This window comes from Flexivirga alba (assembly GCF_042661025.1).
GTDB classification, from domain to species: Bacteria; Actinomycetota; Actinomycetes; order Actinomycetales; family Dermatophilaceae; genus Flexivirga; species Flexivirga alba.
In genome coordinates, this window is sequence record NZ_JBHSWH010000001.1 from 278,930 (window position 1) to 291,471 (window position 12,542).

Below are 12,542 nucleotides of genomic sequence, written 5' to 3' on the forward strand. Positions count from 1 at the left end.
CGGAAGCATCATTGGTGACTCCTCATCCAGCCGATCACGGTGTCGGCAAGCTCATCCGGGCTGCTCGTCGCGGTGTCGAGACGCAGGTCCGGCGCCCACGGATGGTATTCGCGGTCGAGCACCTCCTGCCAGGTCGGCACCCTCAGCCCGGGTATGTCGGACACCCGCTCACCGACACGCGACTCGTGCTGCGACTGGTCGGAGCAGGTGAGTTCGACCTCGACCACACGTGCGTCGTGTTGGGCGGCTACGTCACGCCACCAGCCGCGCGTCTCCGGCATCGGGTTGACCGTGTCGGCCACGACGGACATGCCGAGGGCGAGTTGGTCGGCCGCGACGCGGAACGCCACGGCATACCCCTCGGGGCCGGTGATCTTGTCGGCCAGCCCGCTGTGCACCATGGTCGCCTCGATGGTGTCGACGCGTATGTGTGCCAACGGAATTCGCCGGGCCAGCGCCCGCGCCAGGGTAGTTTTGCCGACGCCCGGAAGGCCGCCGAGGATGATCAGGGTGGGGCGCGGGGCGCCGCTTGGTCTCGATACACCTCCCCCGCTGCGCTCCTCCGGCACTCGACCAGCTTGAGGTGACTCCCCCGACCTACTCAACCCGCCAGCAGCAAGGAGTCGTTCGGCGGCGTCGATGTCGGGCGGCAGGGTGATCTTCATCGCGAGCGGGTCGCCGTCGATGACCTGCACCGTGCCGCCGGCCCGCTCGATCAGCGCCGCGTCGTCGGTCGCTGCGCCGACACGTGCGTGGGCTGCTTCTAGGGCCGATCGCCGAAACCCCTGTGGCGTCTGCACGGCGCGCAACGACGAGCGGTCCAGGGTCTGCACAACAGAGCCAGCCGCGTCGACCTGCTTGACGGTGTCGGTCACCGGAAGGCCGGGCACGACTGCGTCCGCGCCTGCTGCGACCGCATCGGCTACGGCATCGAAGAGCGACGACGGCGCCAGGGCACGAGCCGCGTCATGCACCAGCACGATTTCGACGTCGGCCGGCAACGCCGCCAGACCGGCCGCCACGGAGTCGGTGCGCTCCGCGCCACCGGGTATGACGCACACCTCCGGCAACAGCGCTTCGAACTCGGCCAGGTGCGTCGCAGGGGCGACCACGACGACGGCGGGTTTCGATACGTTCCGACGGCTCGGCTCGTCCCTCGCCGTGCCGTCGGAACTACTCAACCAGCTTTGTGCCCGCGCGACGGCGTGCTCGACGAGCGTGCGACCACCGACGCGGACGAGCGCCTTCGGCATACCGGCGCCCAGGCGCACACCCATTCCGGCTGCCACGACGACAACGCCCACGACAGAAGAGTCGTGGGCGCTGATACCCCTCGAAGTTCTCCCCCGCTGCGCTCCTCCGATACTTCGCGGGGACCCCGAGCTCATGGGCAGGAACTCAGGAGGCGAGCACCTCGTCGAGGGTGGCCTCGGCCTTGTCCTCGTTGGTGTGCTCGGCGAGCGCCAGCTCGGACACCAGGATCTGGCGTGCCTTGGCCAGCATGCGCTTCTCGCCGGCGGACAGGCCGCGGTCCTGGTCACGGCGCCACAGGTCGCGAACGACCTCGGACACCTTCAGCACGTCACCGGATGCGAGCTTCTCGAGGTTTGCCTTGTAACGGCGGGACCAGTTGGTCGGCTCCTCGGTGTGCTCGGCACGCAGCACCTCGAAGACGCGGAGGAGGCCGTCTTTGCTGACGACGTCACGCACACCTACCAGGTCGCAGTTTTCGGCCGGGACTTCGATCTTGAGGTCGCCCTGAGCAACCTTGAGAACGAGGTACTGCTTGTCCTCTCCCTTGATCTTGCGGACATTGATCTCTTCGATGAGAGCCGCTCCGTGATGCGGGTAAACGACCGTCTCGCCGACCTTGAAAACCATGTGTTGTTTTCCCCTTTCGCGACCTCCAGAATATCACGAGTTGTGCACGTCACATAAACGTTTCCGCAGGTCAGGGCCCCTCCACCGGCCCGAAACAACACCTTGACAACCCGCTGAGGGCGTGCTCCGCGCGCGCGAGTTGTAATGGCGCGACATCCGGAGAGTCCTGCCCGGTCGAAACCGCCGGCTCGGGACCGCTAGGCTTCCGCGTGTGACGCGACGACTGCCTTCCCACTTGAATTCGGTGTCCCGGCCGGCCCTCGGGGCGGTGACCCTGGCGGCGGCTGCGACGACGCTGAGCGGCTGCATGTACCTCTCGCCGGCCCAGACCACCAAGAGCTACGAGGCGGCCGACGGGACCAGCGCGACGATGGGCTCCCTGCAGCTGCAGAACGTCCTGATCGTGACTGGCGCCAAGGGCGACGTCGGCCAGATGCAGGGCCTGGCGGTCAACAACGGTCAGTCACCCATCAAGCTCACCGTCACCGCCGGCAAGCAGACCACCACGATCACCGTCCCCGCCGCGACCGCGGTCCGGCTCGACGGCAAGCAGACTGCCGATGACAAGGCCACCGTGTCGCCGGTGTCAGTGCCTTCTGTCGCCGCCCAGCCGGGCTCATCGCAGAAGGTCACCTTCTCGACCGTGAAGTCCGGCGCCACCGACATACAGGTGCCGGTGCTGCTCGACCAATACCCCTACGGTTCGGCCTCGCCCGACCACCCCACCTTCACGCCGCCGCCCAACACTCAGACCGAAGAGCCGCCGGCCTGATCCGGCGATCGCCCGTCTTCCCGGGCGATCCTGAGCAGTGCGAAGGCCGCTGACGGTACGTCCGTCAGCGGCCTTCGCTTGTCCCGCCCTGGTCAGGCGGTGTCGAACTTGTAGCCCAGCCCGCGCACCGTCTGGATGTGCTGCGGGCTGCCCGGGTCGCTCTCGATCTTGGCGCGCAACCTCTTGATGTGCACGTCCAGCGTCTTGGTGTCACCGACGTAGTCGCTGCCCCAGATGCGGTCGATCAGCTGCGACCGGGTCAGCACGCGCCCGGTGTTGCGCAGCAGCAGCTCCAGCAGCTCGAATTCCTTCAGCGGCAACGAGATCGACTCACCCGAGACCACCACTGTATGGCGCTCGACGTCCATCCGGACCGGCCCGCCCTGCAGCGTTGCGGGCAGCAGTTCCTCGGCCTCCTGGCCACGCCGCAGCACCGCCTTGACCCGGGCCAGCAACTCACGCGAGGAGTACGGCTTGGTGATGTAGTCGTCCGCGCCGAGCTCGAGGCCGACGACCTTGTCGACCTCGTCGTCCTTCGCCGTGAGCATGATGACCGCGACGTTCGACTTCTGCCGCAGCACGCGACATACGTCGACACCTGACATGCCCGGCAGCATCAGGTCCAGCAGCACCAGGTCGGCGCCGCTGCGATCGAACTCCAACAGGGCGTCGGGGCCGGTTTCGGCCAGCGCCACTTCGTAACCCTCCTTGCCGAGCAGGTAGGTGAGGGGGTCGGAGATGGAAACTTCGTCCTCGACCACGAGGATGCGCGTCATGTGGTGACCTTCCGTATCTTTCCAGGTATGACGGGGCTATCCGGCGGCACAGGGCGGGCCGCCGGCAGTCGGACGGTGAAGGTCGACCCCTGGCCCGGTTCGGACCAGACGGTGACCTCCCCGCCGTGGTTCGAAGTGACGTGCTTGACGATCGCCAGGCCGAGCCCGGTGCCGCCGGTGCGCCGCGACCGGGCGGCGTCGACCCGGTAGAACCGCTCGAAGATGCGGTCCAACTCGGCGGGCGGTATGCCGGTCCCCTGGTCCTTGACCACCACCGCCACGAAGTCGGTGCCGGGCTGAACGGTCACGCTGACCCGGGTGTCGTCACCGGAGTAGTTGACGGCGTTCTCCACCAGGTTGCGCAGCGCCGTCGTGATCAGGTTGGCGTCGCCATACACCTCGGCCGGGACGGTCGGGTCGCCCAACGTGGTCAAGATGACGATGCCCTTGTCGGCGGCCAGTAGCTGGATGTGTCCGACGGCCTCCCGCGCACAGGCGCGCACGTCGACCAGGACGGGCTCGTCCAGTGCGGTGTCGCCCTGCAGCCGGGAGAGGTCGACGATCTCCTGCACGAGTCGCGCCAGGCGGCTCGTCTCGATCTGCATCCGCGCCGCGAAACGATGCACGGCCGCACTGTCGTCGCGGGCTTCGTCCATCGCCTCGGCAAGCAACGTCAGGCCGCTCACCGGCGTCTTCAGCTCGTGCGAGACGTTGACGACGAAGTCGCGGCGGATCTCCTCGACGCGTCGCGCGTGAGTGCGATCCTCGATGAGGAGCAGGACGTGCTGGGCGCGAAGGCGCGCGACCCGAACGTCGAGCGTGAGCTGTGCGCTGCCGAGCGGCCCTCTGGCCACTTCGAGTTCGACCTCTCGGCTCTCGCCGTCGCGGCGCACCTCGCGCACCAGGTCCAGCAGTCGGGCGTGCGACAGCTCGGTGTTGCGCACCAGTCCGAGAGCGCCGGCGCTGGGGCTGGAGCGCACCACCTTGTCGGAGGCGTTCATCACGATGATCACCGAGCGCAACGCGTCCAGGACGTCGCTCGCCGCGGGCGCCAGCGGGGACACGGGGCGATCAGGCCCTGCGTCCGAACCCGCCGCGACGCGGGCTCCCCGGCCACGCAGCAGCCAGCCGACGGCGAAGCCGGCGATCAACGCCACCACTCCGGCGACAATTGCGACGATCAAGGAACTTCCTTCTGAACAAGGACAGGGAGCTTGGGCTGCGTTGGCATGGCGGCAGGTTGCTGACGCTCTTGCCGGCGCAGAACAAGCCTCACGGCGACCAATGTACGCACCCGCGACACCGGGTTTTCACCTCAGAGGCGCCGTATGCCGGGTGTGTACCGACCGTTCACCTGCGAGTCCCACCGCGTTCACCGATCCCTGCCAAGGTCCACCATGGACGGACCTACCACGACCGTGGGACGGCCGTATGACGCCATGCGCGCTTGTGCAGTGGTCTGATTCACTACTCAAGAGCAATGCCGACCGGTGCCCAGCCGGCGCTCCACCTACGAAGGATCGAAGTTTCAGATGCGCGACGCTTTCCACGACGACCTCGACAAGGTCTCCGACGACCTCGTCGAGATGACCACCATGGTCGGTGCCGCCATGCGGCGGGCGACCACGGCTCTGCTGGAGACCGACCTGACCACCGCCGAGAGCGTGATCGCCGCCGACGACGACATCGACGCGCTGCGGCGCGAGGTGGACGACCGCGCCGTCGACCTGCTGGCCCGCCAGCAGCCGGTGGCCACCGACCTGCGCATGGTCGTCACTGCCATGCACATGGCCAGCGACATCGAGCGGATGGGCGACCTGGCGCGCCACGTCGCCAAGGCGGCACGACGCCGTTACCCCGACTGCGCCGTTCCGGACCAACTGCGCAACACCATCCGCGAGATGGCCGAGGTGGCAGAGCAACTCGTCACGGCGACCGGCAGTGCGATCGCGAACAAGGACGTCCACGGCGCCGTCGAGATCGAGTCGATCGACGACCGGATGGACGAGTTGCACCGCAAGGTCTTCGGTGAGTTGCTGGACCAGAGCTGGGAGCACGGCACGGAGGCGGCCGTCGACACCACGCTGATCAGCCGCTACTACGAGCGCTTCGGCGACCACGCGGTCGCTGTCGCGGACCGCATCGTCTATCTCGTCACCGGCCGCTACGGCACCCAGGACGAAGGCCTGCAGCGCTGAGTCCTTACCGCCCCTGGTTGGCGACGGCTTCGGCGGCGGCCTTGGCGGCCACCGGGTCGAGGTATTCGCCGCCGGCCACGGTGGGCTTCAGGTCCTCGTCGAGCCGGTAGACCAGCGGCTGACCGGTCGGGATGTTGAGCCCGACGATGTCGTCGTCGCTGATGCCGTCCAGGTGCTTGACCAGCGCGCGCAGCGAGTTGCCGTGCGCCGCGACGAGGACGGTCTTGCCGTCCTTGAGGTCCGGCACGATCGCCTGCTCCCAGTAGGGCACGAAGCGGGCGATGACGTCCTTGAGGCATTCGGTCGCCGGCAGCTCGTCACCGAGATCGGCATACCGAGGGTCGGCGTCCTGGCTGAACTCGCTGCCCGCTTCGATCGCCGGCGGCGGCACGTCGAACGAACGCCGCCAGGTCATGAACTGCTCCTCGCCGAACTCCGCCAGCGTGGCCTTCTTGTCCTTGCCCTGCAGGGCGCCGTAGTGGCGTTCGTTGAGGCGCCAGCTGCGGCGCACCGGGATCCAGTGGCGGTCAGCGGTGTCCAGCGAGATCGCGGCGGTCGAGATCGCGCGCCGCAGCAGCGAAGTGTGCACCACGTCGGGCAGCAGGCCGCCCTCGGCGATGAGCTCACCACCGTGTTTCGCCTCGGCGCGGCCCTTGTCGCTGAGCGGGACGTCGACCCAGCCGGTGAAGAGATTCTTGGCGTTCCAGTCGGACTCGCCGTGACGAAGCAGGACCAGGGTGTAAGTCATGGGCGCCATCTTACGAAGGCGTCGAAGTGTCGTCTCTGTGGTCCAAAAGGTGACGGAACGCGTCCAGGTTGCGAGTCGACTCGCCGCGGCTGATCCGCCAGTCCCATTCCTTCTGCATCGAGGTGCGGAATCCGAGCACCAGCAGCTCGTTGAAGATCTCGTCGGCAGCTTCGAGCACGATCCCAAAAAGGGTGTCGAGGTATGCCGCGTCGACCGCCGCGACCGGCGTGCGGGACACGACGAAGACGTCGCCATGCTCGTCGGTCGCGTAGGCGATGCCGGGCCGCCGCAGGTTGCGTCGCAGCAGGTACTGATAGAACTCCGCCTGGTTCTCGTCCGGATGTCGTATGACGAAAGCCGTTGCAGTCAGGGCACTTTCACCGATGAGCAGGGACACCACGGTCTTCAGCTTCCGCTCCCCGGAAGTGACACGACGAACTCGCCGTCACGCGCACCGAGCTCCCACTCCAGCTCGGTTTCCGCGAGGTAGTCCTCGATGGTCTGCTGGATGACGGTCATCTCATGGCCTCTCATCGGATGCGAACGGGTCTCGATACGGCCTCGCCTAGCGGCCCGCTCGACCACCTTGGTGGTGTCACGGGATGGGTGCGGTCGGGATACCAGCGAAGTCGACCATCGAAAGGTCAGGGCTCTCCTCGACCGCGGATCGGCACGCGTGCCGGTAGACGTGCAACAGCTGGTCGCTGGTGGTGTCCCAGCTGAAGCGAGCTGCGTGCTCGATCGCCTTACCGGAGAGCTCTTTTCGGGCGACGTCGTCATCGAGCAGGTTGCCCAGTGCAGTGGCCCAGTCGTCGGCGTCATGGCCGCTCACCAGGCGGCCGGTATCGCCGACTGCGTCCGGCAGGCCGCCGACGTCGGCTGCGACGACCGGGGTGCCGCAGGCCTCTGCCTCCAGCGCCACGAGGCCGAACGACTCCGAATACGAAGGCACCGCAAGCACATCCGCCGCTCGGTACCACTGCGCGAGGCCGACCCGACTCACCGGCGGGGCGAACTGAACGACGTCGGCGATGCCCAGCTCGCGTGCCAGCTGCTGCAGGCCGCGCGGCTTCTCCAGACCGGTGCCACTCGGGCCGCCGAGCACTGCCACGACGAGCTTCTGCCGCCGAGCGGGATCGCGCTCGAGGAGTTTCGCCACCGCGCGCAGCAGGACGTCGGGCGCCTTCAGCGGCTGGATCCGGCCGACGAAGAGCACGACCTGCGCATCCTGCGGCAGGCATACGGCGGATCGGGCGGCCGACATGTCTCCCGGCGTGAAGGTCTCCAAATCCACACCGGGAGAGACGATTTCGACCAGGTCGGGGTTTGCGTCATACAGGTCGACGAGTTGGCTCGCCTCACGTGGTGTGTTGGCGACGAGCAGGCTCGCGGCGCGCACGACTTGCTCCTCACCGATCTCGCGCCCGCTCGGCTCGGGCCGGTCGTCCTGCGCGAGCGAGGCGTTCTTGACCCGGGCCATCGTGTGCATCGTGTGCACCAGCGGGACGTCCCACCGGTCGGCAGCCAGCCAGCCCACCTGACCGCTGAGCCAGTAGTGGGAGTGCACCAGGTCGTAGTGGCCCTCCGGGCTGCGCGCCACGTGGCCCATCACACCTGCTGCGAACGCGCACAGCTGGCCGGGCAGGTCGTCCTTCGCCAGACCTTCGTAGGGACCGGCGTCGATGTGTCGCACGAGCACGCCGGGGCTGAGCTCGACGGTCTCGGCGAGCGCCGCAGATGTCCGCCGGGTGAATATCTCGACCTCGATCCCCTGCCGGCCCAGCCGCTTCGCGGTCTCGACGACGTAGACGTTGAGGCCGCCCGCATCGCCGGTGCCGGGCTGGTCCAGCGGGGAGGTGTGCACGCTGATCATCGCGACACGGCGCACCGGACACGGCTGCTCGGAAGGTGTCGTCACCGTTCCAGTGTCCCACCGGGTAAATCCGCCGGTTACGGAACCTCCACCGACCTGTTTCGCCGCATTACCGTGAGGAACATGCGTACTCCAGGGGACTGCGCCCGTCTTCGGGTCCTGGGTCATGTAGAGCTGCTTTGCGGCTCCACACAGTTGCCGTTGAGCCAGTTGGAACGCTCGCTGCTCGCTCGGGTCGCCATGTGCCCGGACGGCGGGTCCGTTTCGGCAGAATCTCTGGTGCCCTGGATCTGGGGCGACGATCCACCCTCCTCGGCACGAAACCGGGTACAGGCGCTCGTGTCCGGCCTGCGCCGCAAGGGCCGCGAGCGGTCGCTCATCGAAACCACCAAGACCGGCTACCGGCTGGCGGACGACGTGCGTTCGGACTGCGACGAGTGGCACGAGCTGACCGCCGGCGAGGGCGATGCCGCCGATCGCTGGAGTCGCCTGAGTATGGCGGTCCAGCTCTTCAGCGGCCCGCCGCTGCAGAACATCCCGAGCACCGATGACGTCCACCTCGCGCAGGAAACCCTGGCCGGCGAGCGCCTCAACGTGATCGAGGAATGCAACGAACTCGCCCTACAACTCGGCGAATTACGTGGATTGACAACGCGATTGACGGCGTTGGTGCAGGAGCAGCCGTTCCATGAGACCTTCGCCGCGCAGCTGATGCGGGTCCTGGCCCGAACCGGACGCCAGGAAGAAGCGCTGCGCGTCTACCGGGACATTTACCACCGCCTGGACCAGGAGCTCGGCGTCGCGCCGTCCGAAGTGTTACGCGTCGCCCACCAGGACGTACTCAACGGGGTCCAGGCGGCCGAGGCTTCGTCCGAGGCGGTAACAGTGGAAGCCGAGCCGCACGAAGCCGTTCCGGAACCGCCGCCCACCGCACCACCGACGGAAGCCCCCGACCCCACGTTCACCCCGTCCACCCTGACCGCCGTCTCCCAGTTGCCGGTGCCACGCACTTTGCCTCGCGACCCGTCACACTTCGTCGGCCGCGACTACGAAACCACCTACATCCACCAGGCCGCGAAGCGCGCGACGGCCGAGGCGGTCGTGGTCACCATCACCGGCCTGACCGGCGTCGGCAAGAGCGCCCTGGCCATTCGCGCCACGCGTGAGGTACAGGACGCCTTCCCCGACGGCACCCTGTATGCCGATCTGGGCAACACCGATGGCCTGGACGTCTCAGGCATCCTCGGCTCGTTCCTCCGACTGCTCGGCGTCCGGACGCGCGCCATACCCGAGGACGTCACCGCACGAACCGGCCTCTTCCGGTCGATCCTGGAGGAGCGCAGGGTCGTGATCGTGATCGACAACCTGCCGGAGATCACTCCCCCGGTCGCCGAGTGCCTGGAGCAGGTCCTGCCGGTCTCCGCGGGTTCGCTGGCGGTCGTCACCTCCCGCGGCATCGACATGGAGGTCGAGGACTGGTCGTCAATTCGGTTGCGGTCATTGGAGATCGACGATGCGCGGGCATTGCTGGGCCGGCTGATCGGCGACGATCGAGTGGCAGCGGACCCCGAGGGGGCGACCGCCCTACTCACTGCGACGGGGCGGCTCCCCCTCGCCATACGCCTGGTTGCCGGTCGTCTCGCACATCGGCCGGACCGGCAGTTCGGTCCGATGGCGCAGCGGTTGCTGTTCACTCCCGCCGGCAGCCGCGACGCGCTGGACGGCCTGCGCAAGAGCGTGCAGATGGTCTGGGAGCGTCGCACCGAGGACGAGCAGCGCGCGATCGCACTGATCGCGCACCTGCCGCTCAGCGGCATCAGCGGCTGGATGCCGGGCACGATCCTGCACGACGAGGACGACGGCGACGACCTCGTCGAGACACTGCTGGCCACCAACCTGATCGAGCCGGTCGAGCGCGACAACGAGCGGACGATCTACCGACTGCACAGCCTGGTCGCACAGTTCGCGCGGGCGCAGCACCCGATCGACGACGCGACCCAGCACGAGGCGATCACCGACCTCGGCCGCGACCTGTTGCGCCGAGCCAGCAGCTTCCACAACTCGTTCCACCGCAGGTTCGTCCCTGCTGCGCCACCGATGCCGGACGACCAGGCCCCTGTGCAGCCGACCGCCGACGTCGCTGTCGCGCGGGCCTTCTTCCGTGCCGACGGACGGGCGATGCTGACCATCGCCGAGGAGGTCGCGGACTCGGTACCCGAGCTGTCGTGGCGCCTCCTCGTGGCGGCGGCCAACGCGCAGCACACCTTCGCCGGTCATGGCAGCTGGCTGGGCGTCGCCTCGACCGTGCGCGAGCGCCTGGACTCGGCGTCCTCGGACCAGCAACTCGGCCGCGCCCTGCTGCAACTCGCCGAGGCCTGGCACCGGCAGGACTTGCGTTCGGAGTCCCGTGAGGCGCTGTCCGCCGCCGGCGCCGCCCGCAAGGCGCTCACCCTGCTGGGCGCCAATCGGGCGGCAGCCGCCGCTGACATCGTGACCGCGCAGGCCGCGTTGTCGCTCGGTCGCCGGCAGCTGGTCGAGGCCGCACTGACACGTGCCGAGGGTCTGCTGACTGGTTCCAGCGACCCGACATACGCCGGTTGGGCGAGCACCGTTCGCGGGGTGATGCACAACGACTACGACGAACTCGAGGCCGCCGACCACGAGCTGATGCGCGCCCGGGAGCTGCTCGCCACCGACGGCGACCGAATCGCCTACGCAACAGCGACGATCGAGCTGGCGCGGGTCACCTGGCGCCAGCACCACCTCGGGTCGGTCAACGTGTTGCTCAGCGAGGTGACGACGCTGCTGCAGGACCTCGGCGAGCAACACCTGCTGTCCTACGCACTGGATGCGCGCTCCGAGATGAGCTACCAACTCGGCCGGGACGAGGACGCACTGCACGAGTCGGAGATCGTATGGCGCCGCGCGGTCGACTCCCAGGACCTGTTCCTGGCCGCCCGCGCTCGCCGTACCAGGGCCCGAGCCCTGGCAGCGATCGGCCGACTCGACGAAGCCGAGGAAGAACTGCGGGAGAGCATCGAGGAATGCACCGCGCTGGACCGGCCGCTCAGCGTTGCGGCCGCTATGCACGACCTGTCGGTCGTGCTGTCCAAGCAGGGCCAGCATGCGGCCGCCGGTGAGTTGCGCCGGCAGGAACGCGCCGCCCGGGCGTCCGCGGACCTGGCCGCCCGCGAGGAGTTCGACAAGGCCTTCGGTCGGCAGGTGGAGGACGTCGCGGACCCTGCGACATTGTGACCGGGTGGCGCGCGATCACTGCGAGACCGAACGCCACCCGAATCACCCCACGAAGTTCTCCGCTCCTTCGCCCCACCCCACGAAGTGCTCGCGGGCGCTCGCTACTTCGCAGGGACCCCGGGAGCTCCGATACTTCGCGGGGACCCCGATCCAAGACCGGGCTGACTTCTCTTATGACGCCAGCTTGCTGTAGTGGAACGGCTTGAACGTTCCGTAACCGGAGTAGTACGGGTAGGGGTTGATGCGGTGCACCGCCCCGTGACTGCCGCTCTCCTCGTACGCCCAGTAGGACGTGTGCGCCGTGTTGGCCCATTTCTGGAAGATCACGACGTGACCCTGGCTGCCGGCGTTGGAGTTGAGCAACACGTCACCGGTCCGCAACGCGGACTTGCTGATGTAGCTGCCGTAGTTCGGCATCACGTTCGTCGTCGTGCCGGGCTTGGCCAGCCCCCAGGCCATCGACACGAAGCCCGAGCAGTCCTCCCGGTAGCCCTGGTAGTAGTGCGTCTGGCTGTAGGGAACGCCGGCGTCGACCCAGACCTTCGCCCGGGCGAGCACCGTCGCGCCGGTCACCGTGCCGGAGATGGGACCGATGTGATGCCCGGCGTTGTTGTTCTTCAACGCCGCGATCAGATTGACCTTCACGCCGGCGCCGATCGCCTGCTTCGTGCCGGCATACCCGCTGTTGTAGTAGACGTACACCGTCTTCGACGTGCGGTTCCAGACCGACGCCGCATGGTTCTTCACACACAAGCCCTTGCCTGCGCCGGCACCCTTGAAGTCATAGCAACTCGGTTGTGTCGCACCGTAATCCGAGATCGACGTGCTGAAGTCCGACACCGAACCCGCTTCACCGGAGTTGTAGTAGAGGCAGAACTCCCCCGACTCACACACCCCGTTGCGCGCCGTCGCCGCATGCGCCGGAGCTGCGAACAATGCACCGGAGCCGGCTGCAACAACTGCACCAGCGAGTATGACGGTGGCCGCTCGGCGGCGACTGCTTCGAAAACCGTTGATTTCCATGATCTTTCGTCCTCTC

General features: G+C 67.7%; 11 protein-coding genes. 3 read left to right on the top strand and 8 right to left on the bottom strand.

What is annotated here, in order from left to right; translation table 11 throughout:
• Positions 1–8: 8 nt before the first annotated feature.
• Together ispD and ACFQDH_RS01330 are read right to left on the bottom strand one after the other, a co-directional pair.
• Positions 9–1,304: a 2-C-methyl-D-erythritol 4-phosphate cytidylyltransferase gene (ispD, locus tag ACFQDH_RS01325; RefSeq protein WP_382397731.1), complete on the bottom strand. Its 1,296-nt coding sequence runs from the start codon at positions 1,302–1,304 to the stop codon at positions 9–11.
• Positions 1,305–1,398: 94 nt separating this feature from the next.
• A complete protein-coding gene (locus tag ACFQDH_RS01330; RefSeq protein WP_382397733.1) occupies positions 1,399–1,881 on the bottom strand; it encodes a CarD family transcriptional regulator in 483 nt (160 codons plus the stop codon).
• Between the two features lie 211 nt (positions 1,882–2,092).
• Here ACFQDH_RS01330 and ACFQDH_RS01335 point away from each other — a divergent pair, with 211 nt between their 5' ends.
• Complete coding sequence (locus ACFQDH_RS01335; RefSeq protein WP_382397735.1) at positions 2,093–2,653, top strand: hypothetical protein; 561 nt, start codon at positions 2,093–2,095, stop codon at positions 2,651–2,653.
• Positions 2,654–2,745: 92 nt separating this feature from the next.
• On the opposite strand, the gene ACFQDH_RS01340 is transcribed toward ACFQDH_RS01335, so the two are convergent.
• A complete protein-coding gene (locus tag ACFQDH_RS01340; RefSeq protein WP_382397737.1) occupies positions 2,746–3,429 on the bottom strand; it encodes a winged helix-turn-helix domain-containing protein in 684 nt (227 codons plus the stop codon).
• On the bottom strand, positions 3,426–4,613 hold the full coding sequence (locus tag ACFQDH_RS01345) for a sensor histidine kinase (RefSeq protein ID WP_382397739.1): 1,188 nt from the start codon (positions 4,611–4,613) through the stop codon (positions 3,426–3,428). The genes ACFQDH_RS01340 and ACFQDH_RS01345 overlap by 4 nt, the downstream gene beginning before the upstream one ends.
• A gap of 348 nt (positions 4,614–4,961) precedes the next feature.
• On the opposite strand from ACFQDH_RS01345, the gene phoU reads away from it, so the two are divergent.
• On the top strand, positions 4,962–5,627 hold the full coding sequence (gene phoU / locus ACFQDH_RS01350; protein ID WP_382397741.1) for a phosphate signaling complex protein PhoU: 666 nt from the start codon (positions 4,962–4,964) through the stop codon (positions 5,625–5,627).
• Positions 5,628–5,631: 4 nt separating this feature from the next.
• Here phoU and ACFQDH_RS01355 read toward each other — a convergent pair whose 3' ends face one another.
• From ACFQDH_RS01355 to mshA, 3 genes are all read right to left on the bottom strand, one after another.
• Positions 5,632–6,375: a phosphoglyceromutase gene (locus ACFQDH_RS01355; RefSeq protein ID WP_382397743.1), complete on the bottom strand. Its 744-nt coding sequence runs from the start codon at positions 6,373–6,375 to the stop codon at positions 5,632–5,634.
• 10 nt (positions 6,376–6,385) lie between these two features.
• On the bottom strand, positions 6,386–6,775 hold the full coding sequence (locus ACFQDH_RS01360; protein ID WP_382397745.1) for a YbjN domain-containing protein: 390 nt from the start codon (positions 6,773–6,775) through the stop codon (positions 6,386–6,388).
• A gap of 195 nt (positions 6,776–6,970) precedes the next feature.
• Complete coding sequence (gene mshA / locus ACFQDH_RS01365) at positions 6,971–8,248, bottom strand: D-inositol-3-phosphate glycosyltransferase (RefSeq protein WP_382404789.1); 1,278 nt, start codon at positions 8,246–8,248, stop codon at positions 6,971–6,973.
• Positions 8,249–8,449: 201 nt separating this feature from the next.
• Here mshA and ACFQDH_RS01370 point away from each other — a divergent pair, with 201 nt between their 5' ends.
• Positions 8,450–11,503 (top strand): AfsR/SARP family transcriptional regulator, encoded by a 3,054-nt coding sequence (locus tag ACFQDH_RS01370; RefSeq protein ID WP_382397747.1) that lies wholly within the window; start codon positions 8,450–8,452, stop codon positions 11,501–11,503.
• Positions 11,504–11,674: 171 nt separating this feature from the next.
• Here ACFQDH_RS01370 and ACFQDH_RS01375 read toward each other — a convergent pair whose 3' ends face one another.
• Positions 11,675–12,526 (bottom strand): peptidase inhibitor family I36 protein, encoded by an 852-nt coding sequence (locus tag ACFQDH_RS01375; RefSeq protein WP_382397749.1) that lies wholly within the window; start codon positions 12,524–12,526, stop codon positions 11,675–11,677.
• Between the last annotated feature and the right edge of the window lie 16 nt (positions 12,527–12,542).

Excerpts from the sequence above, each read along its gene's own strand:
- ACFQDH_RS01340 (WP_382397737.1), bottom strand. The coding sequence starts at position 3,429 with ATGACGCGCATCCTCGTGGTCGAGGACGAAGTTTCCATCTCCGACCCC.
- ACFQDH_RS01355 (WP_382397743.1), bottom strand. The coding sequence starts at position 6,375 with ATGACTTACACCCTGGTCCTGCTTCGTCACGGCGAGTCCGACTGGAAC.
- ACFQDH_RS01330 (WP_382397733.1), bottom strand. The coding sequence starts at position 1,881 with ATGGTTTTCAAGGTCGGCGAGACGGTCGTTTACCCGCATCACGGAGCG.
- ACFQDH_RS01375 (WP_382397749.1), bottom strand. The coding sequence starts at position 12,526 with ATGGAAATCAACGGTTTTCGAAGCAGTCGCCGCCGAGCGGCCACCGTC.
- phoU (WP_382397741.1), top strand. The coding sequence starts at position 4,962 with ATGCGCGACGCTTTCCACGACGACCTCGACAAGGTCTCCGACGACCTC.
- mshA (WP_382404789.1), bottom strand. The coding sequence starts at position 8,248 with ATGATCAGCGTGCACACCTCCCCGCTGGACCAGCCCGGCACCGGCGAT.